The following is a 24991-nucleotide window of genomic DNA, read 5'->3' as shown; positions in this document are numbered from 1 at the left end:
ATTTGCTCGGCTACTAGAGGATGGGATGTCGGAGGCCGATGCGCTCCTGAAGAGACGCGGCCACGCTGTATGGGTCGCTCTCACGGTTGGTAACGCTCTCGATCAACGTGTTCCATTCCTCTTCGCCTACGGCAGCTTGCAGGGTCTTGGCGACCGATTGCAGGATCAAATTCTGGATCTCGCTGTGGATCTGGCGCTGCGCCCTCTGCGTCAGCATGCCGCTCTCCTTCAGATAGCCATAATGCTTCTGCATGGCGCTGATCAACTCGGGAATCCCTTGCTCTTTCAGCGAGGAGGTTTTGATGACGGGAATGCGCCAGGCGGATTGACGGCGATTGGGGTCCAGGCTCAGGAGCATGGTAAGCTCGGCCGCCGTCTGGTCGGCGCCCGGCTTGTCGGCTTTGCTGACCACAAAAATATCGGCGATCTCAAGTATACCGGCCTTAATGGCCTGGATATCGTCGCCCATGCCCGGCGCCATCGTCACCAGGACCGTCTGGGCTGTGCGCATGATCTCGACCTCGGCCTGGCCGGTGCCGACCGTTTCAATGATGATGGGATCATAGCCAGCGGCATCCATGGCCCGTACCACGTCGCGGGTGGCCGTAGAGAGTCCACCTAAGTGTCCCCGGCTGGCCATACTGCGAATAAAGACGTTGGGATCTCCAGCCAGCTCCATCATACGGATGCGATCGCCCAGGATGGCGCCGCCGCTGAATGGACTGCTGGGGTCGACTGCGATGATCCCGACTTTACGGTCCTGCTGACGCAGTTCGCGTACCATACGCGTAACCAGCGTGCTTTTGCCAGCACCCGGCGAGCCGGTCACGCCGACGATATGGGCTTTTCCGCTATGCTGATGCAGTTCGGCCAGATAGGTGTGGGCCTGAGGTAGCTCGTTCTCAATCAGTGTAACCATGCGCGCCAGCGCGCGGCGATCTCCTTGTAGCAGGCGTTTAACGATGTCTTTCACGCCCACTCCTATACTTCTGTGGTCAGGCGTTCGGCCTGGATGTTCTCGCGTACAAAAGCGATGATCTCTTCTGTCGATGTGCCGGGTCCAAAGCAACCCTGAATACCCATACTTTTAATGGCTGGAATATCTTCATCGGGCAGAATGCCACCGGCCGCGATCAATACGTCGTCAACATTATTCTGCTTGAGTAGCTCTATAATTTTGGGGAACAGGGCCATGTGGGCGCCTGATAAAATGCTTAATAAGATCGCGTCGACATCCTCTTGAATGGCGGCTTCCACGATCATTTCCGGCGTCTGGCGAATACCGGTATAAATAACTTCCATGCCTGCGTCACGCAGGGCTCGGGCGATAATCTTTGCGCCCCGATCGTGTCCATCAAGTCCCGGTTTGGCTACCAGGACACGGATGTGGCGAGTTGCCTGATTCTCAACCATACAAACTGACTCCTTCGTCAATAACGTCGCGAGGCGGGTCTGATACCTGCCTCTGTTGGAGAGCTATCTCGTAGAGCGCGCAAATCGCTCGCTCCTGTTCTTCATACAGCTCGTAGCTTTGTGCTTTCAATTCTACAACGGAGGATGATTTGCTGCAAGCATGCATTAAGAGCCGGGCTCGGGCGATGATCTGCTCTTTTTCCTCGTACGCCGCCTGGGCAGGTATGGGCAATTGCGCCAGGACGTGCTGCTCGATCTGGGGCTGTACCCATTTGTAGGCGGTGTGCAGGGCGTAGAGATAGTCCTGCAGGATGCGCGAGTTGAGGAGCGCCATCAAGAAGTAGAGCTCATCTTCTTCGCTAAATGCTGTCTGGATGGTTGGATTTGGATTGACGACCGGTTGCAACATGTAGAGGGTCTGCAGTACCACGTGTCCCTGTACATCAAGGGTGGCCTGCAGACGACCGGCGCTTTTGACCAGCAGGATCTTTGGCGCCAGGTAGCGATGCAGCGGCTTCAGGACCTGCTCGCGCGCGATCCAGCACGTCGCTGCCGGTATTGCATAGGGGTGAATGTCGATACCACCACGCAGGACGGGATACCACTTCAGGTCATCAGGATGGGGGGCGCTACCTTTGAGCAGCGCGCTGTCCTTGCCCAGCTCTTCACCGCGCCTGATCACCACATATTCTCCCAGGCAGGCCAGGGTGCGTGGCGCCTGTGGATCGATCTGCATGTGTAGCTGATGTTGCAGGCGTTCAATAATGGTCCCTTTGATGGTGCTGAGCAGGTAGCGCAGCTCGGCTCCTGGCTGTTGACCGAGCTGCTGCTGTGATACGGTGGTCATTACCTGTAGCGGCAGATTATCCTTGTTCGCCGCCCGCGCCGCCGTATCGATCCAGCGTTCCCGTTTCCAGCTGATCTGGTGATGAATCGGTGGCGGCGTCTTCTGAGCGACGATGACGACCGCGCCCACATAGGCGGCGAACACATCGGCCAGGTGCCAGATATGATGAATGGTCGTCTCGGTCAGCAGACGCTGCCGCTCTAATGTCGCGTTGCTGCGGGCCAGTACCGGATCGGGCAGCACCAGTCCGATCCAGCCACCGGGTCGCACTATCTGCAGGGCCAGGTTGAGAAAGAGAAGATAGCTATCGGCCTGTCCGCGCTGGTGGGTCGAGCGATAGCCGCTCAGATCATTGTTTTTGGCGGCCAGGTAGGGAGGATTGGCCAGGAAGAGGTCGACGTGTCCACGTTGCTGCCAGGGAAAGGCCAGTCCATCGGCCTGGTGAATGTGCAGGTGACGCAAAGCCCGGCTGCGAGGGTAATTATCCTTGAAGGTCTCGTGCAGCTGAAGCTCGGCCAGCATACAGGCGATGGGATCGGGATCGAAGCCCCAGATGTTGTGATGGAGATATCTGGCCGAGACGCGCGCGGAGACGCCTGCTTCCCTCCCATAGCTGAGCAACCGGCGACTGGCGGCGGCTAAAAAATTGCCGCTTCCGCAGGCCGGGTCTAGCACGCGGATGCCCGAGAGATCGACGTCAGATGTATAACCACACGCGTCGAGCACCTGCTCCACTAGCCGAGGGGGTGTAGAAAAATGTCCACGCAACTTGCGCTCTCGCTGTGGCAGGCTGGCCTCATACCAATGTAGAAGATCATGCTGTTGTGTCATCGGCGGATGAGCGTTTATCTTTCTTTTGCAGCAGTTGCAGGGCTTCGCGGGCGGCCAAGCGTCCGGCCTCTTTAATGCTGGATGCTTTACCCGTTGCTATAAGCTGCTCTTGCTCAAATACTCCAACCAGAAACACGCGATCATTATGGCGGCCGCTTTGCTCAAGCACGCGGTAGCGGGGTAAATGACCCGTGCGCTGTAGAACTACTTTTTGTAGACGTCCTTTAGGATTGGTATCGATGGCGTGCGTGCTGACTAACTCTATCATGGGGAAAACCGTACGGGTGACAAACTCGCGCGCGACCTCTGTCCCCTGATCGATATGGATCGCGCCCACAATCGCTTCCAGTACATCGGCGCAGAGGGAATCGCGGGAACGCTCGTTGAACGTACGCAGATTGGCGATGTCGACGCAGATAAATGGGAAGAGCCCTAATTGCTGGCCGACCTGCGCCAGCACACGGCGGCTGACCACCTCTGATTTTACCGCCGTCATCTCTCCTTCTGAGGCATCGGGATGGGTGCGGTAGATGTATTCGACCACGTGGGCGCTAATAATGGCATCACCCAGAAACTCCAGCGTATCGTATGAATCGTGCACCGCCGTCTCCGGGCAGCACGAATGATGTGTAATTGCCCGGAGCAAAAGGGTCCGATCATGAAACGTAACCTGGAGCAATGATTCCAGCGCAGTAAGATTGTCTACGAGATCTGCGTCATTCATATTTCTTATTATATCTCAGTTATAGGAAGAGCGTCGAGTCGTCGTAGGTGCCGGGCTTGCCCCGGCTTCTGGCTTGCCCCGGCTTTGGAGCCGACAGGCGACCCTGTACCCAGGCGCGTATGTACCTATGAGCTTTCTTCAATTGAGTGCGTTATAATACGAAGAGCGTCGCAGCACCAAAAAGTCGTTGCGACGAAATGGCATCTACCTGTAATTGTTAGTATGTATGCTATTCTTCGTTGCCGCCTATAATAAAATCAGGGGTGAGAAGTGCATACAAACTGTATAAAGGTGTGTACCAGCAATATTGTATGCAATGGACAGGACTGCTAGCGCTCGTCATCCGCTAAGATAAAGGTTTTTTTCTATGTTATATTTGCGCCGTTTTTGTACTATGGGACGCATGCTTGGACTGGCTTTTCCTCTTGTCATGCTCCTGCTCTTTTTCTCTGTTTTGCCAGCTGAGGCTCATGCCATCTTGCTCAGGTCAGATCCTGGCAAAGATGCTGTCCTTACCACCCCACCCACCCAGTTCAAGGCGTGGTTCAGCGAAGATCTGAATCCAACCTCCAGTACTATGGAGGTGGTGAATGCATCCAATACGCCGGTGGATTCCAAGGATGCCCATGTCACAAGCGGTGATCCCCGTGAGATGATCGTTTCGTTACCAGACAATCTGCCACCCGGCGTTTATGTCGTGGTCTGGCGCACCCAATCAGCTGATGATGGCCATATCTTGCGTGGCTCGGTGCGCTTTAGCGTGGCCGCGGCCGATGGGACGGTGCCTCAGTCAACAAGTAAGGTCACACCCGGTACGGGCGTATTGGGTGGTACCTCCAGCGCTGCCAGCGGACAGCTGGATACCACCTCGTTCTTTAGCTTTTTGATGATCACGCTGGTGGACCTGTGCGTAGTATTCTGGGTTGGTGCCCAGCTCTGGCATTCCTTTGTGCTGCAGCTCAACGATACGGAGGACGCTGAACTGCGCGCCGCCGATCAGCGTGCCGCCGATCGTTTTGAGCGTGTCTTCGCGCTTCCTACGTTGCTGTTGCTTTTACTGGCGAATATAGGTGTGTTAATAGGCCAGGGGCTGGACCTCTCGAATGGTAATCTGGGCCAGGCGCTATCACCCACCACGTTCCAGGAGCTCCTGTTCCATAGTCGCTTCGGCTCGTTCTTGATTCTGCGCCTTGGGGTAGTTGTGATTGCCCTGGTGCTGGCCATTTTTACTACGGTGGTGCGTGAGCGCCCACGGGCCATGGATAGCATCCTATCCTGGCTCAATCTGCTGCTCGGCCTGGCCTTGCTGACGGCTGTGACCCTCTCGGGCCATGCGGCCGCCGTTACCGGCAATGTGCAGACGTTGGCTATTCTGAGCGACTGGTTGCACCTGCTGGCCGCCTCGCTATGGGTTGGGGGTATGATCTACCTCTCGCTCGTCTATCTGCCGGGATTGCGGCGCGGCTCTCTGTCCGATCGCGTGCATGTTCTATTGTCAACGCTGGGACGCTTTTCACCGCTGGCGCTGGCGGGTGTTGTGATTATGGCCGTCAGCGGACCATTCAATGCGGTCGTGCACATGGACTCGTTTGCCCAGTTGATTACCACCGCGTATGGCCGCTCATTATCTGTTAAGACCTTGCTGGTGGTGGCGCTGCTCGTCACCAGCGCGATCCATGTCCTGATCTATCGCCCGCGCTTGAAGAAGGTCGCCGCCCAATATGATAGCGCTGTGACTCAGCCGGAGGCGAGCGAGGAAGATGGCGAGCAGCCACCGCTGGCATCGGCGCCAGAGGTTAAGCAGCTTGAGACTACCGTCGGACGGCAGTCCCGGCGCCTTACGACGGTTCTGCGTTGGGAACCTGTGCTCGGCGTAGCCGTTCTGGTGTGCACGGGTTTGATGAATGTGTTTGCCGGTAGCCTGACACCTGCGATTCCCAATCAGCCGGCGGCGCAACAGGTCGGTGTGGTGAAGCCGTATCATGGCACCTTCCCCACCAAAGACCATCAGTATACTATCGATCTGACCGTCTCTCCTAATCGCTTTGGTACCAACGTCTTTACGGTCAGTGCGCGCGATAGCAAGGGAAAGCCCGTTACCAACATTGGCGTATCCGTTTACATCGCGATGCTAGATATGGATATGGGGACCGATTCCGTGAATCTACAACCCGATGGGAAGGGGCATTTTACGGCCCAGGGAGATTTGAATATGGGGGGGCACTGGCAGCTACGGGTTGAGATCCGGACGCCGCAGGACACCTTGCATAGTGGAACTGTCGATATCACTACCGCGTTTTAAGCTGCAGTGGTGAGAATTTGATATTGAGGATGTAGGGATGAGTAGAAACACATGTTCAGCTTCATGCATTGATGAAGCTGAAGTACGTAGAAATGACGCGCCTGCTGACAGTCGGCGCTGGCTATATTTTCCTGTCCAATTGTTCTGTATCCTGACCCTGTTGCTGCTGTTGAGCGCGTGTTCAGCGTTAAATGACAGTACCCAGCCGACGACGGCTACGCCAGATGAGCAGAAGGTCAATGTGTTTGGCACGGCCGCGAACCATGTGCATGCCATGCTGGCGCTGCCCAATGACGTTCTGCTGGTCGCCACCCATTATGGCCTCTATCGCTCTGCCGATACCGGCAAAAGTTGGGCCGGACCCAATCAGGGCATGGGCGATATGATGACCTCGTCGTTGACCAGCAGTTCCCTGGATCGCCAGCATGTCTATCTGCTGGCGGAGCACTCGCTCAGCAGCCAGACGGGCACCATTGGCCTGTACGCCAGCTCGGACGGTGGCAGTAGCTGGCAGTTGGCCTCCAAAGCCAGTGATACCGGGAAGATGTATACCATCGTAGCGGGCAATCGTTCCGCCAATGAGCTCTATGCCTATGTGCCTACCAAGGGTGCCAACGGTTTTGTGGTCAGCCAGGATGGTGGCAAGCATTTTAGCTCGCCGGGACCGCTGCCCTTCGGGCGCATCCTGGGCATTCTGGCCCTACCCGGTCAGCCGGGACAGCTACTGGTATACAGTAACGATGGAGCGGCGCGCAGCAGTGATGGTGGAGCTCACTGGCAGACGATCAAGGACTTCACCTCTGCCGTGTACAATATGACCACCAGCGGTCCCCGGGCGCCGATCTATGCTTCCGGTGATCAGGGGATCATGGTATCTAAGGATGGTGGCAAGAGCTTTTCCTTGGCCTATGCCGACGCACGCTATAGCGCCTTGACCGCTGTCCCTGGCCAACCTGAGATGGTGTATGGCAAGACTGGCCGCATGATCTACAAGAGTACGGACGGTGGCCATAGCTGGAAGACCCTGCCGCAGATCAAGGGCAACCTGGAGAACCTGGTGCCGGATCCACAGGTATCGTCTCGCCTCTTCCTGTCGCTATCCTATCCATGCGCGGTCTACCAGTTCGATCAGCAGAATCCCACATGGACATCGTTAACCCCTAAGACATAGAGAAGAATAAAGGCCAGGTAAGGACATGTTTGGTAAAGATAACCCTATATACGCGCGTTGCTTGCTGCTTATTGTTTCCCTATTGGCTATGGTCGTCTTCGCTATGCGGGCGCCCATGGCCCACGCGGATGGGGGAGCCCCCAATCTGGCTTACGTCGCCGGTGCTACCGGCGGCGTAGGGGTGATTGATGTGGGGCAGCAGAAGGTCACCAAAACGATCAAGGTCGCTGGGGGGCCCCACCTGGTGGCCTTAAGCCAGGATGGACGCTTTCTGTATGTGACGCAACCGCAGCTTAATAAGGTCGCTATTATCGCCGCCAAAACGGGGGACCAGGTTTGCGCCGCCTCCGTTCCTGGCGCGCCGACGTTGCTGGTCTTTGACCCCAACGTTAAATCGTTGTATGCGGGCGGCTCTAATGGTCCAACCATTACCGTTATAGATGCCGAGAACTGCACCATTAAGCGCAAGATCGAAACCGCTGGACCCGTCTATGGCCTGGCGTACGCGGCCGTCGGGTCCGCCGTTTCTGGCAAGAGCGGGGAGCAACTGTGGGTCTCGAATGAGAAGGCCCTGAATGTTTATGATGACGTGGGTGGTCAGCAGCTGGCGAGCATTCCACTGCCTCAGGGGCCGCGCTACCTCTCGATCCCTCCTGGTTCCACCGTCTATGCGACCACCACTGCTGGATCGCTGCAGGCCATTGATATCAGCTCACACAAAGTCTCTCCACTCCTCTCGGGGGGGACGTATGGTCCAATGGACTTTGATGAGACCACGGGCGAGGTGTATGTACCTGATAGCGCGCACAACCGGCTGATGGTATTGAATCCCGTGAACGCTGGTTTTACGATCCCCAAAGAGCCGAACCATGTCTTGAAACTGGATGCCGCCCCGCGCTCGATCGCGATCACCAACGATGGTCAGCTGGGATTCGTGGCTCTAAGCAATGGGAATGTGGCGATGTATGATATTCCGGGCCGGCAACTGGCCGCGACCATCCCGACCGGGGGGACGCCGCAGTTTATTATTACTGGCCTCTACCCACCCAACCTGGGTACGACGCCCCAGCAGGCCAGCACGGTCGATAAACTGGGCAATATTCTCGGCTATGTGATCGTTGTGGTGTTGCTGATCGTGCCTTTTATCCTGTTCCGACGCTATGCTAAAGCGCGTGGTGCGACGTCTGCCAATCAGGCTGTTGAGGTGCAGGCTGGTCAGGGGCAGGAGGAGACGCCTCTTACGCCGCCCGATGAGCATTGAGCTTGTGATCCAATGTGCTTAAGGATTATGCTTACCCTGTCACAAATCGGTTCCAGGGTGAGCATGTCCGTTTTACAAACAACCCTGTCCTTCTCCTTTCTTGTACGTTCGGCACCCTCTGTTTAGAATATCTGTATAGAGTTTTGCTCCTACTTATTCACCTGGAGCTTTATTGGACAGGGAGGACCGACATGCTTACAGCAGAGCAGCTTGCGTTTTATCAGGAGAATGGCTATATTCTAGTCAAAGGGGTATTGTCGAAGGAGGAGGCTGCGGCCTACCGCCAGGAGTGCCATAACCTGATTGATCGCTTATCACGAGACCATGACATCGATGCTACCTGGGGTAGCGCACGCACGAATGCGGCGGTGGCGACCAAAATCTTGCATTGCCACGATGTGCAATTTCAATCCGCGGCCTTCACTCGTTTGCTGGTTGACGAGCGCGTTACGGGGATCGCGGCCGATATTATCGGTAGCCCGAACGTTCAGCTACATCACAATAAGATGTTTGTGAAGCCGCCAGAGAAGGGATCTCCCTTCCCGATGCACCAGGATCATCCTTTTTTTCCACATCAAAACCATAGTATGATCGCGGCGATCCTGCATTTTGATGATGCTCCCCTGGAAAAAGGCTGTGTACGTGTCGTGCCTGGCTCTCACAAGCTGGGTCCCGTGCCACATGAGGCCGAGGGCAGCTGGCATCTACCACTGGAGCAGTATCCATTGGAATCTGCTCAGCCCTGTGCCGCCGAGGCTGGAGATGTGCTGTTCTTTAGCTATCTGACGATCCATGGCTCGGGCGTCAACGTCAGTAACGAGGCGCGAACGACCCTGCTCATCCAGATGCGCGATCCTCAGGATCCTCCGACGGTAGATACCCATAAGTCTCGTGGACAGGGTATGATGCTGCGCGGCATTGACCCTCTGGAAGCTCGCTAGTGTAACAAAGGTTGTATTGTGGTGGAGATATCTGCGTCTGTCCCACGTCAGCGTTTCATAGAACTGAATAACCTGGCCCTGTCTATCCATCTGGGGAGCTTTGCCAGCGAGATGCTGGGCTGGGGTTTCTTTGAGCCGCGCTACTGGCGCAACTATCTCCATACGCATTCGTGCTTTGAGGTCTGCTATGCCTTCGCGGGTGAGGGTCAGTTTCGTGTTGGCCCGGAAACACATATCGTCAGTAACGGCGACGTATTTATCGCGCGTCCCGGTGTGAGCCATGAGATCATCTCCACGGAGGCGCGACCTCTTGGTATCTATTTCTGGACCTATACTCTGACGCCGAGCGCGCAAGATACCGCGTTGAGCGATGAGCCAGGGAAGAATCAGTCTATGGATAATCTGCTCACAGCCTTTATGTCTTCTCCGTGCGTTGTGAGCAGGCGTACCTCTTCCATGCTGCGTATCCTGGAGCTATTGACCGAGGAGGTGGCGGCCCGGCATCCTGGCTATCCACATATTATCAATGGTCTGGTCTGCAAGCTGCTGGTCGATACTGCCAGGGCGGCGGTGGATGAGGAGACCCTGACCCGGTCTGAGCAGCCTGTTTCTCGTCAGCCCGATCAGGCGGTCGCCCAGATGATTGAGCGCTATCTGCGTGACAATTACTGGCGTCCCATCTCTATCCGCGACCTGGCGGCCCAGGTGCATCTAAGCGAGCGCCACACCAGCCGCCTGTTCCAGAAAGTGATGGGTGAAACCATCATGTCGTATCTGACGACGTTGCGCCTGGACATCGCGGCCCAACTCCTGCTCGATCGTCAGTTACCGGTCAAAGAGGTAGCTCTGACCGTCGGCTATCCCGATGTTCGTTACTTCATCACCCTCTTCCGCCGCCGCAAAGGTCTGACGCCGGCCGTCTTTCGCCAGCGTGGCGGTACGACCTTTCTCTAGTCATCCAATCTTCTCAGTCAGAGCTATTGGTTATCGGCATGATCCATAGTTATCATTTGTGATGCGATTTTGATGGCGTGGCGTCAGATTTGCCTCCCGCATTGCCGTTGCCATTGGCACCGGCATTGCTGTTGTCATTGGCACCGGCATTGCTGTTGTCATTGGCACCGGCATTGCTGTTGCCACCAGTATTGCTGTTGTCATTGGCACCGGCATTGCCGTTGTCATTGGCATTGCTGTTGTCACTGCCATTCCCATTGTTATTATTGTTGCCGTTATTGTCATGTCCATTTTGTGATGGATTTTCGTTAGAGCCATTCCCACTTTGGGCCGGATTTTCGTTAGAGCCATTTCCCATGGGGGGAGTGTCAGTTGAGAATGTGACCATGGTTGTCTGTGCCAGTGTGTCATCAGGATTGCGCAGGGCTATGGTGGCGGGCTGTTGCTCGCCATTCCAATCTACCATGAAGATATATACCCCGTTTTGGAGTATGCCGGTCGCGGGCTGCAATTGGTTGTTGATGAATAGTTGCGCGCCGGGTTGAAAGCTATCGCCTGTAATGGTAATGGTCGCCTGTGGATGTAGTGATGCCGAGATCCTGACGGTGGCGTTCTTCACATGTAGAACCTGCTCTCCCTGATAATTGAGTTCATTGGTGGTCGCCAGTTGTTCTGAGTGATTGAGCATAGGGAGCAGGTCGTGCAGGGTTGCGTTGACCTCCATTTTCAGTGTGCTCAACTCGTTATTTGCGCGGCTGCGATCGTTTGCATCCGGAATATTCGTGATGATCTGAGATGCTAAATGCAGCTGTTGTTCCAGCCTGAGCAGTTCATGATTATAGGCTTTTTCTTGCGCTGGATTGGCGAGTGTCTTCAAAACTTTGAGCTGATCGCGCACACCCTGCTGGATCTGCTCTGCCTTATCAAGTTGGGAGGGCGCTAATACTTGCTGAGCTTTGTGTTCCAGGTTCTTTATCAGGTAAAGAGGACTGGAAGGAGGGGCCGCTTGAGCCGCTATGCCGATGGCTCCTGCCCCTAGCAGCAGGCAGATAGCGATGGCCGCTACTGCGATCTGCCTGGGTACTTTGTGCAGGAACAGGGTCTGCCACCAGGGCTGGCTGGTGCGTTTTTGCTGGTGGATATGGATAGCATATGCGCGGACGCGTCTCTCCAGGCGTTGTGCAAACTGGTTGTCTACCTGCGTATGCGGTGTTGAATGGAGATATTGCGCGATCTCCAGTAAATTATCGATCTCCTCGTCTTCTCCGGAGGTTGCATGGGCATGCCGTTTACCTGACATCGCCGCGCCTCGCCTGGCTTGAAGTTGTTCCTCCAATCGTTCGTTGAGGCGTTCTGATTGCGACTTCATGGCTTAACCTCCTGATGCTGCCACTTGCCACGGTTCTGCTTCTTTGCCTGTTTTGTTTTTGGCTGTGGATTGAGGGTTCGTTGGAGACTCTGCAATGCACGAAATTGAAGCGCTTTGACCGCGTTGGCTTTTTTCCCAATCATTTCTGCTACCGTTGCCACATCATAACCGATGATCAGCCGCCCGACAATCACCTGGCGTTGTTCTTCGGTCAATGTATTCATGGCCTGTACGACGCTCCTCCATTCATCGCGCTGCTCGAACTGGTGAACCGGATCCGCTCCTGGATGGTTGTCTGGTAGTTCGCTAACGCCGCTATGCCGCCCGGCCTCCTGATCCATTGGCGTCAATGAAATAGGCTCTGGCTGCTTTGCTTGTCCACGATAATAGCCAGCAATAGTCATGCGGCTAATCTGCAATAGCCAGGCTGCGAAGCCTGCCTCATTAGTGGCCCGTACCTGCTGCAGTCCTTCGATCATTTTTAAGAACACTTCAGATGTTAGATCTTCTGCCAGGGACTTTTCGGGGACCCGTGCCGTAATATAGCCAAAAATGGCTGGAAGAAACTGTCGGTACAAGGCACTGATAGCGTCTCCATTTCCTTGTTTGGCCTGATACAAGGTTTGCTCAAACACAGACTGCTGCGTCGCGTTGTCCGAGTTTGCCATGTCAGGAGATCGTGACCTGAAAAACATAGAATAAGTCCTTCTTACAATAATGCAGTCTCATCCTTTAATATTTATCATTCTCTCTGTATTAGGTACGGGTCAAACGCGAAAAATTTAACAGGTACTACCTGATTGGCTTATTGCTGTTTTCTACCAGGCACATAATGGACAATAGTAAATGGGTTGAGACAGTAAATAATAAATAATATTGGTTAAAAATATAATCGTTTTGGCCGTAACCAATTGAAAAAAAAGACAACTATATAAGTGAGAAACGCAAGCACAATGTACACGGGCACTGAGAACAGTAAGAATCCTGGTTTTTTGCACCGTTTATGAGAGAGAGTGTGTGTTTGTAGTTAAGGCTCTAATGCTCGATGTCGTTCGTAAGAACGACATCGAGCAATTTTTTTAGAATGGTCTTTACTCTCTGGATATAATCCCCGCGATCTCGGGCGCTTGTTTAAGGATACGTGGAGCGACTATGTTGGTAACAATAATGTAGAAAGCAGCTCCATAGAGTAGGGATGCGGGCAGCGTTAAGATCCAGATCCACTCAATGTGGAGGAAGATGGGGACCGCGACCGCCGCCGCCGCCGGTATGAGTAGGACCAGCATGATCATGAAGGCTACCATGGACATGATGGCGCGTAGACAGCCTCCTTCCGCCGACAGGTTGGAAGAGGTCTGGAAGCCGCGCCGCGCCAGGCGCATCTTCTGCGGCAGGTAGACGCTGGTGAAATTGCCAATGCCTAGAATGATGCCCATGGCGGCCAGCCCGAGCACGAGGGCCGGCCCTATAAAGGTCCAGGCTCTGGTGATGATGGCCGCGATCATAATCAGCACGCAGATCTCTACCAGTCCCACTATGAAGATCGCGATATTCTTGCCCCAGAGAATATATTTGGGATTGATTGGGAACAGGAAGAGGGTCGTAATGCCCTGCCGCTCAAATCCTAGCGAGTTATAGGACAGGGTGTAGAGCGTGAGCATAAGGAACAGCGGCGCGATCAGCACGGCCCAGGGTCCTATCCGCGCGAAGAGGCGTGCGCTATTGGTGCCACTGTTATTGAAAAAGGTAAAGCCAAAGTACAGGATCAGGAAGACCAGTGAGACCATCGATTGCAGGAAGACGGCCTTGATCTGTGGATCACGCCAGAAGTACTTCAGGTCCTTTTCCAGAATGGCCTTGACCTGGACCGGGATGCGGCGCGTCAGCACGTTGCCCGAGGTTGTTCCGGTTACGTTCTGGCGGCGTACCGCCCTGGCCGTTCCCGCGCTCTCGGCTGTGGTCAGGCCCCGCTCCACAATCATCTGCCAGAAGAAGAGGAACAGAAACGTGATTATGACCAGCGCCAGCAGCCATACGGCGCTCATCAGCCAGTTGCCCACCGCCGCCTGCTGGATGGTACGGGCCGCCATGCCGGGAGGCAACCACTGCAGGTAGGGCGAGATGTGCGCCTGTAACAGCGTATCGTAGGAGCCCCTGTTGATAAAGCCGCGTACGGCGAACTGGCACAGGTAGCCGCTGGATGAGAGCAGGACGATCAGAATTACGCTGAGATCGCGGAAGCGGCGGCTCTGCAATACCTTCTGTAGCAGGGCCAGCACCAGCTGGCTGGCGGCGACCAGCTGCACATAAAACACCAGCATACTTAGTAGCGCCATCAATGCCAGTGGAATTGATGTAGCCCAGCCCGCCACCACCGCCGCCAGGGCGATGACCAGGCCCACCGTTGGAATATCCAGCAGGGTCGAGAAGACCAGGCTCAGCATCAGTTCTCCCCTGGTTAAGGGGAAGAGAGCCAGCTTGGAGATGTCTAGCCCCTCATTGGTTGTAAACTCTAGTAGCGGTAGAAGCAGCCAGAGCAAGAAAATGCCGGTCAGAACGAGGAAGAGTATCTCGGCATTGGCCGGCTCGGGCAGGAGGCGGTAGGCAAAAAAGGTCGCGCCCGCGATGGTTACACCCATACCCAGCACAAACAGGGCGAGAAAAATGGTGCCGATGATGCGACCAACCTTGTTGCCGCGTGTAAAGCCGCGCGTAAACATCTTCCAGCGCAGCCAGAATAACCAGCGAAGTTTATCACCGTGGATAAGCACGATATCCTCCTAATCCAGCCAGCTTAAATTGTGGTTCTCGTTGCGCACGCCGATCACATTCAAGAAGATGTCTTCCAGAGTGGCGTCTTTATTACCACCACTGCCGCTGGCGCGCTCACGCAGTTCCTGAAGGGTACCTTCAGCTACCAGCACCCCTTGATTGATGATGCCCACACGTGTACAGAGGCGCTCAACCACTTCCATAATGTGCGATGAGAAGAAGATGGTGGTGCCACGGCGCGTCAGGTCATGGAGGATATCACGAATGACGCGTGAGCTGACGGGATCAATGCCCTCAAATGGTTCATCGAGAAAGAGTACCTGGGGACGGTGGATGATGGCCGCGGCCAGGGCAGCTTTCTTACGCATACCGACTGAATAGTCAACAATCAATTTGTCGGCATCGTTGCTCAGGTCCAGCACCTGCAGCAGTTCTTCTGTGCGCCTCTGGATGTCGGCTTCGGCCACGCCATACATATGTCCCGAGAAGGTGATAAACTCACGACCAGAGAGGCGCTCATAGAGGTTTAAGTACTCAGGGAGCACGCCCATCAGCGCGCGCGCCCGCAACGGATCTTGCCAGACATCGACGCCGCCAACCCAGACGTTGCCGGAGCTTGGTCGCAGCAGTCCTACCATCATTTTGATGGTCGTTGATTTGCCCGCGCCATTGGGCCCAAGAAACCCAAAGAACTCCCCCGGCTGGACCGCCAGGTTAAGATTATTGACCGCCAGCTTCTGATCAAATTGACGCACAAGATTGCGGCTAACCACGGCATATGCAGTATTTGTCTGGGCCGGAACAGGAGAGTTATACTGTTCAATCGGCGCTGAACTGCTAGATGCGTTTGGTTCAGGGTACATCGTCATACTTATTATCCCTTTGTTATTGTAATGAATATTGCTATGGCTAATCCTGGCACTTGCCTCACGCGTTATACGTTCGTGCTTGATCATTTGCTGTCCGCCTGAAAATAGCTATTCGCTATGCTACCTATAGCAATACGCTATTTGCAATGGACACACCTATACTGACGTAGGATAACAGGCATAATCAAATCTTTTGCCCCTCTATTGCGATTTTTAGGATAGGTGGGTCAATGGATACGATCCCGCAAGCTACAGACAGGTGCTGCAATGCCTGTGCGGGAACATCTCCATTGTATAGTCATAATAAGGCTAAAATCAATTTTTTGTCAGCAAGAGATTGGTGAATGCTACCTCGGAACCAGCTGGAAGGCCATTGACTCCCATGCCGATCCAACCGGGTCCATATTTAGCATCCCTTACCGAGCCAAGCTTCTGGCCATTGACATAAAACGCAAAGGCATGGTCCTTCACCTGGACCTCCAGATTATTTTTTGCCTTCCCGCCATGGAACTCTTTTCCGGTCGCTTTCTTCCATATTGGCTCGGACCATTTGTGCTCTTTCCTGCGATTGTCGAAGGTGCAGAATTCATATCTTCGATCCGCTTTAGTGTTGATGACCCGAAATGCATAGGAGATGGGCTGCTGATTGATCTCTACATAGCTAAAGAGCAGGCCATAGAAATTATATTGGCTATTCTCATCGCCTTTGATTTGCTGAGCATCGACACTGAATGTAAAGTTGGCAGGGGGTGTCTCGTTTACCAGAAGGGAGTCCGCGAAGTAGGTGATGCCACCGGTCGCGGTGGAGCTAATGTGATAAGCATTGTCCTGGAAAAAAATCCTAATGCCTTTTTTTGTCAGCTCCTCGCGAGTCTGTGTTGTTAACCATCCTCTGGTATTGGAGCTTAGGGAGTCACTGATGAGCAAGGACTGATCAAAGGTGGCGGTGGCCTTGACGTCAGCAGTAGCTGTCGCGTTCAGGCTGACCTGTTTTGTTGAATTGCTGTCGTGCTTTGTGCTGGCTGTTGTATTGCCCGCTGTATGGGTGAGCAGATAGATACCAGAGCTGAAGATGACCAGCACGATTAAGGTGGCCAGCGCTACAAGCTTGCTGTGCTGCTTGATTTTCTGCTGCCAGGTCTGCTTTTGTGGTGGGGACGCTGGTGGCAGCGTGCTGGTATTGCTTTGCGCTAACATGGGCAGAATGCCCGTCTTATATTCGCCGGGTTTGCCGGCGACGGGGATACGCACGACTTTGACGGCCTGGTTGAGTTTGAGCATGCCGGTGTCGCCACTATACTCGCCCGCTGGATGCATCAGGGTGCCGGTGTTACCCAGTGTTCCGGTTGGGCCCGGCAAGATACCAGTGTTGCCCAGATTCCTGGTAGCGTTGGGATCAGGAGGTAGGGCGCCGGTCGCGCCGTTGAGGTTGTTGGATGGTTTAAGATCGGCCTGCGTATTGGAACTGGCATCGGTCAGGTTGGTCGTGGGTGTGCCCGTTTCGCCTGTCCGCTGATCGTTTCTCTTAGAGAACGCCGATTTCGAGAACCTCGGCTTATTATTGAGCTGTGATGTGTGCCCATTCGCCTGCTTGCCTGATGGCGCCTGCACCGACTGCGCAAGCGTTTCAGTTGTATCTGGTCGTGGAGATTGAACCGGTGTTAGAGACTCCTGAGTGTTTGTTCCGCCCCTTGATTGCTGGGCATCCTGAAAGGCCTGCGTGGCCATTTCATGCCAGGAGATCTGCCGAGAAGAATTTCCACTTTGTGATGATGAAAATGCCTGTGTACCAGGCATCGCCCATGGCTCTGGCGTCTGGATAAAGGACTGGGAAGTATCCGTGCCTGCGTTGTCTACGGATGAGGGTGTCTGGGTGGTGGGCGCGCTCGATTGTGATGGCGCAAGACCACGCAGCTTTGTTTTCGGCCTCAAACGGGGAGCTATGCGTTGGTTCTCTGTCTCTGGCTCCCCCATCTTTGGAAGGGACGGAGAATTGAAAGATTCCTGCTGATTATTCATACATCTCTCGCGGATAATCAATGGGTGTGTAGGTCTAACAATGAAAAAGAATGACGCTGTGACGTTTTTATATATGTCCGCTGGATAAGTAGAAACCGTAAATTTGTGTTTTAAATATTACCTGCTGGTTTTGATGCTACCCGGTTAGCTTTTATAATGGGTCTCTCTTTGCACCGCAATATTCGGTCCAATGACTTTTTGTGCCGACTATAGCTGTTCCGGACATTTATCAACTATTGTGCTGCTACTTTAGCAGATCAAAGCTATTTCTGCAACTACCTGACCCTTATGATTAGATCAGGTACCACATATGGGAAGTTGCCCTCAAAACATGGAGAGATAGGCTAGAGCAAAAAACGCGCGTTTGACGCGCGTTTTTTGCTCTAGCCTATCTCTCCATGTTTTGAGGGATAACTATCTTTAATTCATCCATTCACCGGGAATGCTGCGGTCGCGGATGCGTACGTCGATCTGGTTGTTTTTGAGGTTTTGGCCATCCTCTGTGATGCGTTTAGGCAGCTCAGAGATGTTGATGCGATGCCAGTAGGCGGCTGGAAAGAGGCCGAGCCCAATGGCCAGTGCCACGCCGATCTCACCCTGGTTGATCGGCAGACCGGCAGGGAGGCGGAAGAACGACTGAGAGAAGACCCCCAGCAGTACCAGGAACGCAGCTACGAACAGGATCAGCTCAAAGGCGAAGGCCGCGTAGTATGTGATAATCTCCGCTCGCTTATTGTGGCGATAGAAGATGGCCAGACCCACATTGATCAGACACAGAAAGCCTGTGACACATAGTACCACGGGGATCACCGCTGTTGATTTGAAGCTCAATCCACTTATTTGCGCGACCGTGGCTGATATGAGAGCGCTATTAAATACTATCAAACGAGTACCTCCACCCATGTTATTGATGATGAAAATTGATAAGATCAACGAAAATTTAATTCTTGCTCAGCACAAGATTGGTAAATGCTACCTCTGAACCACCAGCCTGTCCATTCACACCAAGGCCAATGGAACCGGTGCCAAAACTGGTATCATGCGCTTTACCTACCTGTTTCCCATTCACCCAGAAGGTAAAGTTATGCCCATCTACATGCACCTTCAGGGTGTTTTTGGCTTTAGTTCCTTTGAACTCCTTGCCAGCATTCTGCTTCCAGATGGGATCGGACCAGACGGGAGTTTTGCGGCCGTCGAGGGTACAAAATTCGTACCTCAAACCACTTTTATTGTTAATGACACGGAATGCGTAAGCTATCGGTTGCCCGCCAATCTCCGTGTAGCTAAACAGCAGACCAAAGAAGTTAAAGTCGCTGTCATCTTTGCCCTTCACCTGCTGCATATCCACACTGTAGGTGTATTTGGCGGGTATATCCTCGTTGCGCAGAACGGAAGACGCGAAGTATGTATTGTCACCAACTTTAGCTGAACCGATATGATAGGCATTGTTTGTGAAGTTCATAACGATGCCTTTTTTTACCAGGTCAGGGCGGTTGTTTGTCGTTAACCAGCCTCTACCATTAGTTTCCAGCGGATCGTCGAATATCAGGTTGTTAAACGTCGTGGTGGCCTCAACGTTGGCGGTCGCCGTGGCTTTCAAATTGGCCTGGTTCTGTGCGTTGTCCCCGTTTGCCGTGCTTCCCGGGTTGGCCTCCATGTTACTGCCACCTGAACGGGTGAACATGTAGATGCCAGAGGCAAAGATGACGAGCACGACCAGGATGGCCAGCATCATAACTGTGCTCTTCTTTTTGGATTTCTTCGCCGGGTTTTGTGCTGGCGGCAGCGCGCCAGTATTACCCTGCGAGATGACCGGCAGGATGCCTGTTTTGTACTCGCCTGGCTTACCCGCGACGGGGATGCGCACAACTTTGACGGCCTGATTGAGCTTGAGCATGCCAGTATCACCACTGTATTCGCCCGCCGGATGCATCAGGGTACCGGTATTGCCCAGGGTTCCGGTTGGGCTGGGTACGAGCCCCATATTACCCAGGTCCCTGGTGGCGTAAGGATTTGGGTGTATTCCACTACTGCCGAGTGCACCGGTTGGATTTCTGAACGTGCCACTACTACCGAGTGCGCCGGTTGGATTTCTGAATGTGCCGGTGCTACCGAGTGTGCCGGTTGGTCGCCTGAATGCGCCGCTATTGCCGAAGTTCTGGGTGGCATTGGGCGTGCCATCGACGGGCACGTGAGCCTCTGTTTGTAGATTGTTAAAGTTGTTCGCGGACGAACCAGCATTGCCCAGCTGTTGTGTGTTTCCCCTCGGCATTAGTGGATTATGAAACATGGACGCACCAGGACCTAACTGGCCAGTGGGCGTTCGCCTGTTTGTAGGATTACCAGGTTGAGCCGGTGAGGATGGAAAGCTCTGCATGTCTGCTCCATACTGTTGCTGCTGGTTTTCCTGGAAGGCCTGACCCGGATTGTTCCAGGGCTGTTGGGGCAGGAAGGATTGCGGCCCCCCATTGGTTCCCCAGGACGGCTGTGACGGGGCAAACGGTTGTTGAGCATTAGTGCCCGCAGTATTCGTAGACACAGGCCCCGTATTCTGCTGCTGCAACCCACGCAGGCTGGTTCTATGTCCCAGGCGACCATGTTGATTGGTCGTCTTTGTATTTTCAGATGGCTCTGTTTCTCGCTCCCCCGCCTTTGGGAAAAAGGGCGAGTTAAAAGGTCCTTGTTGGTTATTCATATATCTCTCACCGGTCGTAAATAGCGTATGTCAACGGTAATGGCGTTTGCCGGGCTTGCCCCGGCTCAATATCCTGTTTGTTTTAAATATTGTTGTGTTTGAATGTGCACGTCCTCGCTTGCGGAACTGGCAAACGCCGGACCCCCTTTTTGCTTTTCTTGCTCTCTATCAACTGCAGGTGCGCTGAAAGGATGATCCGGAAGGATCGTTGGCCCGCTGGCTGTGAACCGTGTGCTGGCGCCGGTTGTGAACGCTATGCTGTTTGATGGTCCGCGTTCGCCCGATGCTGGCGTGCTGGAAGCCGGACGCGTGAGCATGTATAGAAGCAAGCCCAGGACCAGCAGGATGATCGCGCCAACCACCAGTGCTGTCTTCTTATGGCTCTTGACCCATTCTATCAAGGTAGGCCACTTGGAGTGGCTCTTGACCCATTCTATCAGAGTAGGCCATTGAGAGAGCACCGATAGTACTTCGGTCGATATCTTCTTATTTTGTTTTGTCGCTGCTTGATGATCCACGACCGGCATTCCTGGCAGGATGCCCGGCTCATGATGCGATTGGACCAGGGATTCCGTTTTGGTAGCCCCCGGCTGGATGCCCGCGAGCAGACCGAATGCGCGTGTCGTCTTTTCGTTCGTTGTCACGCGATAGTCCTGTTCAGGAGTGGCCTTTAGCAGGGGCTGTGGCACGGTTGGCAGTCCTCCCGGTTTGCTGGCGCCCTTGTGCAGGCCGCGCAAATTCGTTTTATGCCCCAGTTTCAGACGAGGCGGCATAAACATCTTTCTGGGCCCGGTCTCTGTGTCATTCCCGATCTGGTTATTGCCTGGCAGGGCAGATTGCATATTTTCCGCTACCGGTGGCAAAGGTGTCTGCCTGGACCCTGGTCGCTGGCCGCCGTGGCGGACTTCGGTCCCAATGGTTGGTGGCAAAGGTGTCAGGCCGCTGTTTGGCGTCTCTGGAATCCCCTGGGCCTGCAGCAGCGAGTCCGCCCCCGGCAATGCGGTTGGCCGTGGACTGGCGGACTTGAAGGCTGCGATATCTGTCTCGGTCAGGATACCGGAGAATGATGGTAGCGTCATCCTGGTCTGGGCCACAATATCGTGGTGTGCGGTAAACGGCTGGGCGGCCTTGCCGGCTGGCTCCTGAGAGATCTGCTGTACCGATTCGTGCGTCGCTTTCACCGGTTCCCGTTGAGGAGTCACCGTTGCTGTGGGCATCTGACTTTGCCAGACCGGATCAAAGAGTCCCCGGCGGCGGTTACCAGCTTCCGCCGATCCGTCGACCTGTACGCCAGCCGCTTCCAGGGCCAGGCGGAAGGCGCTGGCCAGGTCGCGTGCCCGCAGGTAGCGATCAACTGGCCGTTTCGCCAGGGCGCGTAAAATCACCTGTTCGGCGGCCGGGGGCAGATCTGGGCGATACATTCTGGGTAGCGGCGGTGGCGTATGTAAATGCTGCAGGGCCACCTTCATCGGCGTCTCGCCTTGAAAGGGAGGCGTACCCGCCACCATATGATAGAGTAAGACGCCCAGCGAATAGATATCTGCCCTCGCGTCTACTACGCCACCTATAACTTGCTCGGGAGCCATATAATCTGGCGTTCCCATTGGCATCCCGACCTCGGAGAGTGGATTCTGACTGCGCTGCTTGCCGTCGGTAATAATCTTGACCAGGCCGAAATCGGTGAGCAGGAGGCGCTTCTCTGGCGTCATTAAAATATTGGCTGGCTTGATGTCACGGTGGACAACCTTGCGTTCATGCGCGAAATCCAACGCGGCCGCCATCTGTTCGAGATAGCTCACCACGCGCGTCAAAGGTAACTTGCCCTCTGTATCCAGCTCGTCGCGTAAGGTCCCACCGCTGATGTAGGGCATAACCAGGTACGCCAATCCATCTAATTCTCCATACTCGTGGACCGGTGTAATGTTGGGATGCTCTAACGAAGCGGCCGCATCAGTTTCTCGTCTGAAGCGCTCTAGAAATGCTCTATGTTGCTGCGGTTTGAAGGTCGTAATGGGTAGAAGAACTTTGACCGCAACCTGGCGGCGCGGACGAGACTGCTGAGCCAGATAAACTGCACCCATACCACCCCGTCCAATCACCTTTTGTAGCGTGCAGGTGCCGAGCACCTTGCCGCATAACTCTTCTGCGTTCATGATACTTTACCCCTTTGCCGACAAAAGCTGGCTATCTGGTGTGAATGATCCAAACACCGTCCCAGAGGCTGTCCCCTTTCTGTGAACTTACAAGACAGTTGTAATAGAAGGTGTTAGTTACGTGTAAGTAAGAGATTCGTGAAGGCTACTTCCGTGCCATCTTTATTGACGATCATACCCACAGAACCATTTTTATAGGTTCCATCCTGAAAAACTTTGGATAATTTTTTGCCATTGACGGTAACCGTAAATCTGTCACCATTCATTGCGATCGCAATGGTATTGGCCTGCTTGCCCTGGTGAAATTCGTTCCCCGTTGGCAGGGTGCCATTTTTGACCTGTATCCAGGGATTTTGCTGGCTATCATCGTAGCGCCAGAACTGGTATTCTTTTCCTTTTACATTTGTCACTTCAAAGGTGTAAAAGGTTGTGTTGGTCTTGCCGTTTTTCTGTTGCTGGTTGAAGCGCAAGAGCATGCCAAAGGTGTTATTGGGATCGTTGTCGTCACCTTTGACCTCCTGCATGGTTATGCGATAGGTGAGCGGACCATCAAACGTTTTTTGCGGCAGGATGGCGCCGCTGCCCTTGTTGTTCTGCACCGCGATATGATACGCGTTACCTTTAAAGGCATAGAGATTCGCGGGATCGGTGCGCCAGCCATTGATGTTTTTGCTCAAGGGATCGGAAACCAGCACATTGGCGTTCGCGGTCGCGCTGGCCATCGTGGCCGGATCATTGGCGGCATTGCCCGCCGCCGTTGTGTTCGTTTGCTGGTTGCCCTGCGTTGTGTTCTGATGCTGCGAGAACAGGAGCCCCCCGGCTATGGATGCCAGGACCACGCATACAATGACCAATGCGATAGTATTCCTCATCCATGGCTTAAGACCTGGTTTAACGGGGGCCGGTTCGGCTGGCTTCTCTTCTGCTTGCCTTTCAAAGGGTAGGATGCCGGTAATATAGCGTCCGGGCTGGCCGGCGACTGGCACCTTTACTACTTTGACCGGATCATTCAGTTTAAGCGTGCCGGTTGAACCATTTTGCTCTGTTGTGGTCAGGGTGTTCGTTGGTGTTTTAGGGAAGGCCGCATTCTGAGCCAGGTTGTTGGGCGTCTGTGGCGGCTCTTTACTCCAGGCAGGATTGAGGCCGTTGCCCGCCCCGACCAGGGGGAATTGCCCGGTCTTAGAGAGGAGCCCACCACCGGCCGCTCTGGGTGCGCCGACAGGATCAGGTGCGCCCACTGTGGGCATGGCCCCCGATCCAGCCGGTGGCCATTGACCGCTTTTTGAGAGCAGACCACCCGTTGGGCGAGCGGGGGTTCCGGTGGGTATCGTGTTGGTGCGGCCCAGCAGTCCACCACTCTGTCGAGGTAGCACTGGTTCCGCGACCGGTTGCTGAGGAATCGGATTGTTGGCGGGCCGGTTCAGCGCGTTCCCCCTTGACTGTGCATCCGCTTTCGTCACTTTAGGCATCGAGGCGGTCTGGCGCATGGGGTCAAACTGACCTCTGGGAATAGCCAGGCGTGAAGCGGTTGAACCGCTCAGCAGTCCCGCCCATGTCTGCTCTGGATCCAGTCGGATACCCGCATTGACGACGGCCGAGCGAAACGCCCGGGCCATGTCCTGGGCACGCATATAGCGGTCTCCGGGACGCTTCGCCATTGCTCGCAGCACCACCTGCTCGGCCGCGATCGGTAGATCCGGGCGCAGCATCTGTGGCGAGGGAGGTGGTATCTGCAGATGCTGTGCCGCGATCTGCATCGGTGTCTCACCCTGGAAAGGCGTTGTCCCGGTGAGCATCTGGAAGAGGATAACTCCCAGTGAGTAAAGGTCGGCACGGGTATCGACCTCTTCACCAATGACCTGTTCCGGCGCCATATAGTCTGGTGTGCCGACTGGCGCGCCAGCTCCAGTCAATCGCACCTGCGGCGTCTGCCCTTCGGCGATAATTTTGACGAGGCCGAAGTCGGATAGTAGCAGACGGCCTTCGTTGGTGACCATGATGTTGGCGGGTTTGATGTCGCGATGGATGACCCCGTGTTCGTGAGCAAAGTCGAGGGCGGCGGCGAGTTGTTCTAAATAGTCTACGGTGTGTTGCAGGCTGAGAGGCCCTTCTCGCTCCAATTCATCGCGCAGGGTGCCTCCAGATACATAGGGCATGACCAGGTATGCCAGGCCGCCCTGCTCCCCGTATTCATGCACGGGCATAATGTTTGGGTGTTCCAACGAGGCTGCGGCATCAGTTTCACGACGAAAGCGTTCCAGGAATGCGGCCAGTTGGTTGGCGTTTAATTGTGTTATCGGTAGAAGCACTTTGACCGCAACCTGACGACGAGGGCGGGACTGTTGGGCAAGAAATACGGCCCCCATGCCCCCCTGTCCTACCAGTTTCTGGAGCGTGCATGTGCCCAATACCCTTCCAATCAATGCTTCTGCGTTCATCAAAACTCTCTACCCCTCTATTACAACTGGCGCTCACTTTGCCAGCGAATACTAAGCTTAACCTCTTCACCCCACCTTCCCGACATACTTGTACCTTTGTACATATTAGTCAACTTCCATGCGTCTGACAATGAAATGGCAGGGCAAGCATGACCAAAGTAATGTCTATTACTGCGTCAATTTGTGCTTTCGTGCTACTTAGTAGCATTGGATTATACGCAGAATTGTTTTT

The 24991-nt window shown here is 54.5% G+C and carries 18 protein-coding genes; 5 read left to right on the top strand and 13 right to left on the bottom strand.

Going from position 1 to position 24991, the window contains the following annotated elements:
• Positions 1 to 13 precede the first annotated feature (13 nt).
• From meaB to rnc, 4 genes are read right to left on the bottom strand one after another with little or no spacing between them, the layout of a single operon-like run.
• Positions 14 to 973 (bottom strand): methylmalonyl Co-A mutase-associated GTPase MeaB, encoded by a 960-nt coding sequence (gene meaB, locus AABA21_RS20420; RefSeq protein ID WP_338253296.1) that lies wholly within the window; start codon positions 971 to 973, stop codon positions 14 to 16.
• A gap of 8 nt (positions 974 to 981) precedes the next feature.
• Positions 982 to 1413, bottom strand: coding sequence for a cobalamin B12-binding domain-containing protein (locus AABA21_RS20415; protein WP_338253295.1), 432 nt, complete (start codon positions 1411 to 1413; stop codon positions 982 to 984).
• A complete protein-coding gene (locus tag AABA21_RS20410) occupies positions 1406 to 3091 on the bottom strand; it encodes an N-6 DNA methylase family protein (RefSeq protein ID WP_338253294.1) in 1686 nt (561 codons plus the stop codon). The genes AABA21_RS20415 and AABA21_RS20410 overlap by 8 nt, the downstream gene beginning before the upstream one ends.
• On the bottom strand, positions 3075 to 3815 hold the full coding sequence (rnc, locus tag AABA21_RS20405; RefSeq protein ID WP_338253293.1) for a ribonuclease III: 741 nt from the start codon (positions 3813 to 3815) through the stop codon (positions 3075 to 3077). Before rnc ends, AABA21_RS20410 begins: the two co-directional genes overlap by 17 nt.
• Before the next feature lie 367 nt (positions 3816 to 4182).
• Between rnc and AABA21_RS20400 the strand changes: the two genes are divergently transcribed.
• The 5 genes from AABA21_RS20400 to AABA21_RS20380 all read left to right on the top strand — a co-directional run bounded on the left by AABA21_RS20400 (position 4183) and on the right by AABA21_RS20380 (position 10444).
• On the top strand, positions 4183 to 6117 hold the full coding sequence (locus AABA21_RS20400; RefSeq protein WP_338253292.1) for a copper resistance protein CopC: 1935 nt from the start codon (positions 4183 to 4185) through the stop codon (positions 6115 to 6117).
• Between the two features lie 37 nt (positions 6118 to 6154).
• Complete coding sequence (locus AABA21_RS20395; protein WP_338253291.1) at positions 6155 to 7288, top strand: WD40/YVTN/BNR-like repeat-containing protein; 1134 nt, start codon at positions 6155 to 6157, stop codon at positions 7286 to 7288.
• Positions 7289 to 7313: 25 nt separating this feature from the next.
• Complete coding sequence (locus AABA21_RS20390) at positions 7314 to 8549, top strand: YncE family protein (RefSeq protein WP_338253290.1); 1236 nt, start codon at positions 7314 to 7316, stop codon at positions 8547 to 8549.
• Positions 8550 to 8740: 191 nt separating this feature from the next.
• On the top strand, positions 8741 to 9490 hold the full coding sequence (locus AABA21_RS20385) for a phytanoyl-CoA dioxygenase family protein (RefSeq protein WP_338253289.1): 750 nt from the start codon (positions 8741 to 8743) through the stop codon (positions 9488 to 9490).
• An 18-nt stretch (positions 9491 to 9508) separates the two neighbouring features.
• Positions 9509 to 10444 (top strand): AraC family transcriptional regulator, encoded by a 936-nt coding sequence (locus AABA21_RS20380; RefSeq protein WP_338253288.1) that lies wholly within the window; start codon positions 9509 to 9511, stop codon positions 10442 to 10444.
• 52 nt (positions 10445 to 10496) lie between these two features.
• Here the strand turns inward: AABA21_RS20380 and AABA21_RS20375 are convergent, their stop codons facing one another.
• The 9 genes from AABA21_RS20375 to AABA21_RS20335 form a co-directional block, all read right to left on the bottom strand.
• Positions 10497 to 11813 (bottom strand): hypothetical protein, encoded by a 1317-nt coding sequence (locus AABA21_RS20375; RefSeq protein ID WP_338253287.1) that lies wholly within the window; start codon positions 11811 to 11813, stop codon positions 10497 to 10499.
• Complete coding sequence (locus AABA21_RS20370) at positions 11810 to 12508, bottom strand: RNA polymerase sigma factor (RefSeq protein ID WP_338253286.1); 699 nt, start codon at positions 12506 to 12508, stop codon at positions 11810 to 11812. Before AABA21_RS20370 ends, AABA21_RS20375 begins: the two co-directional genes overlap by 4 nt.
• A 396-nt stretch (positions 12509 to 12904) precedes the next feature.
• On the bottom strand, positions 12905 to 14584 hold the full coding sequence (locus AABA21_RS20365) for an ABC transporter permease (protein ID WP_338253285.1): 1680 nt from the start codon (positions 14582 to 14584) through the stop codon (positions 12905 to 12907).
• Between the two features lie 9 nt (positions 14585 to 14593).
• Positions 14594 to 15454, bottom strand: a complete 861-nt coding sequence (locus AABA21_RS20360) for an ABC transporter ATP-binding protein (protein ID WP_338253284.1) — start codon at positions 15452 to 15454, stop codon at positions 14594 to 14596.
• Positions 15455 to 15769: 315 nt separating this feature from the next.
• Positions 15770 to 17473 (bottom strand): hypothetical protein, encoded by a 1704-nt coding sequence (locus tag AABA21_RS20355; protein WP_338253283.1) that lies wholly within the window; start codon positions 17471 to 17473, stop codon positions 15770 to 15772.
• A gap of 420 nt (positions 17474 to 17893) precedes the next feature.
• Positions 17894 to 18358: a hypothetical protein gene (locus AABA21_RS20350; RefSeq protein WP_338253282.1), complete on the bottom strand. Its 465-nt coding sequence runs from the start codon at positions 18356 to 18358 to the stop codon at positions 17894 to 17896.
• 55 nt (positions 18359 to 18413) lie between these two features.
• On the bottom strand, positions 18414 to 20168 hold the full coding sequence (locus AABA21_RS20345) for a hypothetical protein (RefSeq protein WP_338253281.1): 1755 nt from the start codon (positions 20166 to 20168) through the stop codon (positions 18414 to 18416).
• A 65-nt stretch (positions 20169 to 20233) separates the two neighbouring features.
• Positions 20234 to 22321 carry a serine/threonine-protein kinase gene (locus tag AABA21_RS20340; RefSeq protein WP_338253280.1) on the bottom strand — a complete coding sequence of 696 codons (2088 nt, stop codon included), beginning with the start codon at positions 22319 to 22321 and terminating at the stop codon, positions 20234 to 20236.
• 113 nt (positions 22322 to 22434) lie between these two features.
• Positions 22435 to 24759 (bottom strand): serine/threonine protein kinase, encoded by a 2325-nt coding sequence (locus AABA21_RS20335; RefSeq protein ID WP_338253279.1) that lies wholly within the window; start codon positions 24757 to 24759, stop codon positions 22435 to 22437.
• Between the last annotated feature and the right edge of the window lie 232 nt (positions 24760 to 24991).

It is taken from the genome of Dictyobacter halimunensis (assembly GCF_036245075.1).
The sequence above is the reverse complement of the archived record's forward strand: the minus strand, read 5'-3'. Positions and strand labels throughout refer to the sequence as shown.

Excerpts from the sequence above, each read along its gene's own strand:
- AABA21_RS20375 (WP_338253287.1), bottom strand. The coding sequence starts at position 11,813 with ATGAAGTCGCAATCAGAACGCCTCAACGAACGATTGGAGGAACAACTT.
- AABA21_RS20385 (WP_338253289.1), top strand. The coding sequence starts at position 8,741 with ATGCTTACAGCAGAGCAGCTTGCGTTTTATCAGGAGAATGGCTATATT.
- AABA21_RS20390 (WP_338253290.1), top strand. The coding sequence starts at position 7,314 with ATGTTTGGTAAAGATAACCCTATATACGCGCGTTGCTTGCTGCTTATT.
- AABA21_RS20400 (WP_338253292.1), top strand. The coding sequence starts at position 4,183 with ATGTTATATTTGCGCCGTTTTTGTACTATGGGACGCATGCTTGGACTG.
- AABA21_RS20335 (WP_338253279.1), bottom strand. The coding sequence starts at position 24,759 with ATGAACGCAGAAGCATTGATTGGAAGGGTATTGGGCACATGCACGCTC.
- AABA21_RS20355 (WP_338253283.1), bottom strand. The coding sequence starts at position 17,473 with ATGAATAATCAGCAGGAATCTTTCAATTCTCCGTCCCTTCCAAAGATG.
- AABA21_RS20415 (WP_338253295.1), bottom strand. The coding sequence starts at position 1,413 with ATGGTTGAGAATCAGGCAACTCGCCACATCCGTGTCCTGGTAGCCAAA.
- AABA21_RS20345 (WP_338253281.1), bottom strand. The coding sequence starts at position 20,168 with ATGAATAACCAACAAGGACCTTTTAACTCGCCCTTTTTCCCAAAGGCG.
- AABA21_RS20370 (WP_338253286.1), bottom strand. The coding sequence starts at position 12,508 with ATGTTTTTCAGGTCACGATCTCCTGACATGGCAAACTCGGACAACGCG.
- AABA21_RS20395 (WP_338253291.1), top strand. The coding sequence starts at position 6,155 with ATGAGTAGAAACACATGTTCAGCTTCATGCATTGATGAAGCTGAAGTA.
- rnc (WP_338253293.1), bottom strand. The coding sequence starts at position 3,815 with ATGAATGACGCAGATCTCGTAGACAATCTTACTGCGCTGGAATCATTG.
- AABA21_RS20410 (WP_338253294.1), bottom strand. The coding sequence starts at position 3,091 with ATGACACAACAGCATGATCTTCTACATTGGTATGAGGCCAGCCTGCCA.
- AABA21_RS20340 (WP_338253280.1), bottom strand. The coding sequence starts at position 22,321 with ATGAACGCAGAAGAGTTATGCGGCAAGGTGCTCGGCACCTGCACGCTA.
- AABA21_RS20360 (WP_338253284.1), bottom strand. The coding sequence starts at position 15,454 with ATGACGATGTACCCTGAACCAAACGCATCTAGCAGTTCAGCGCCGATT.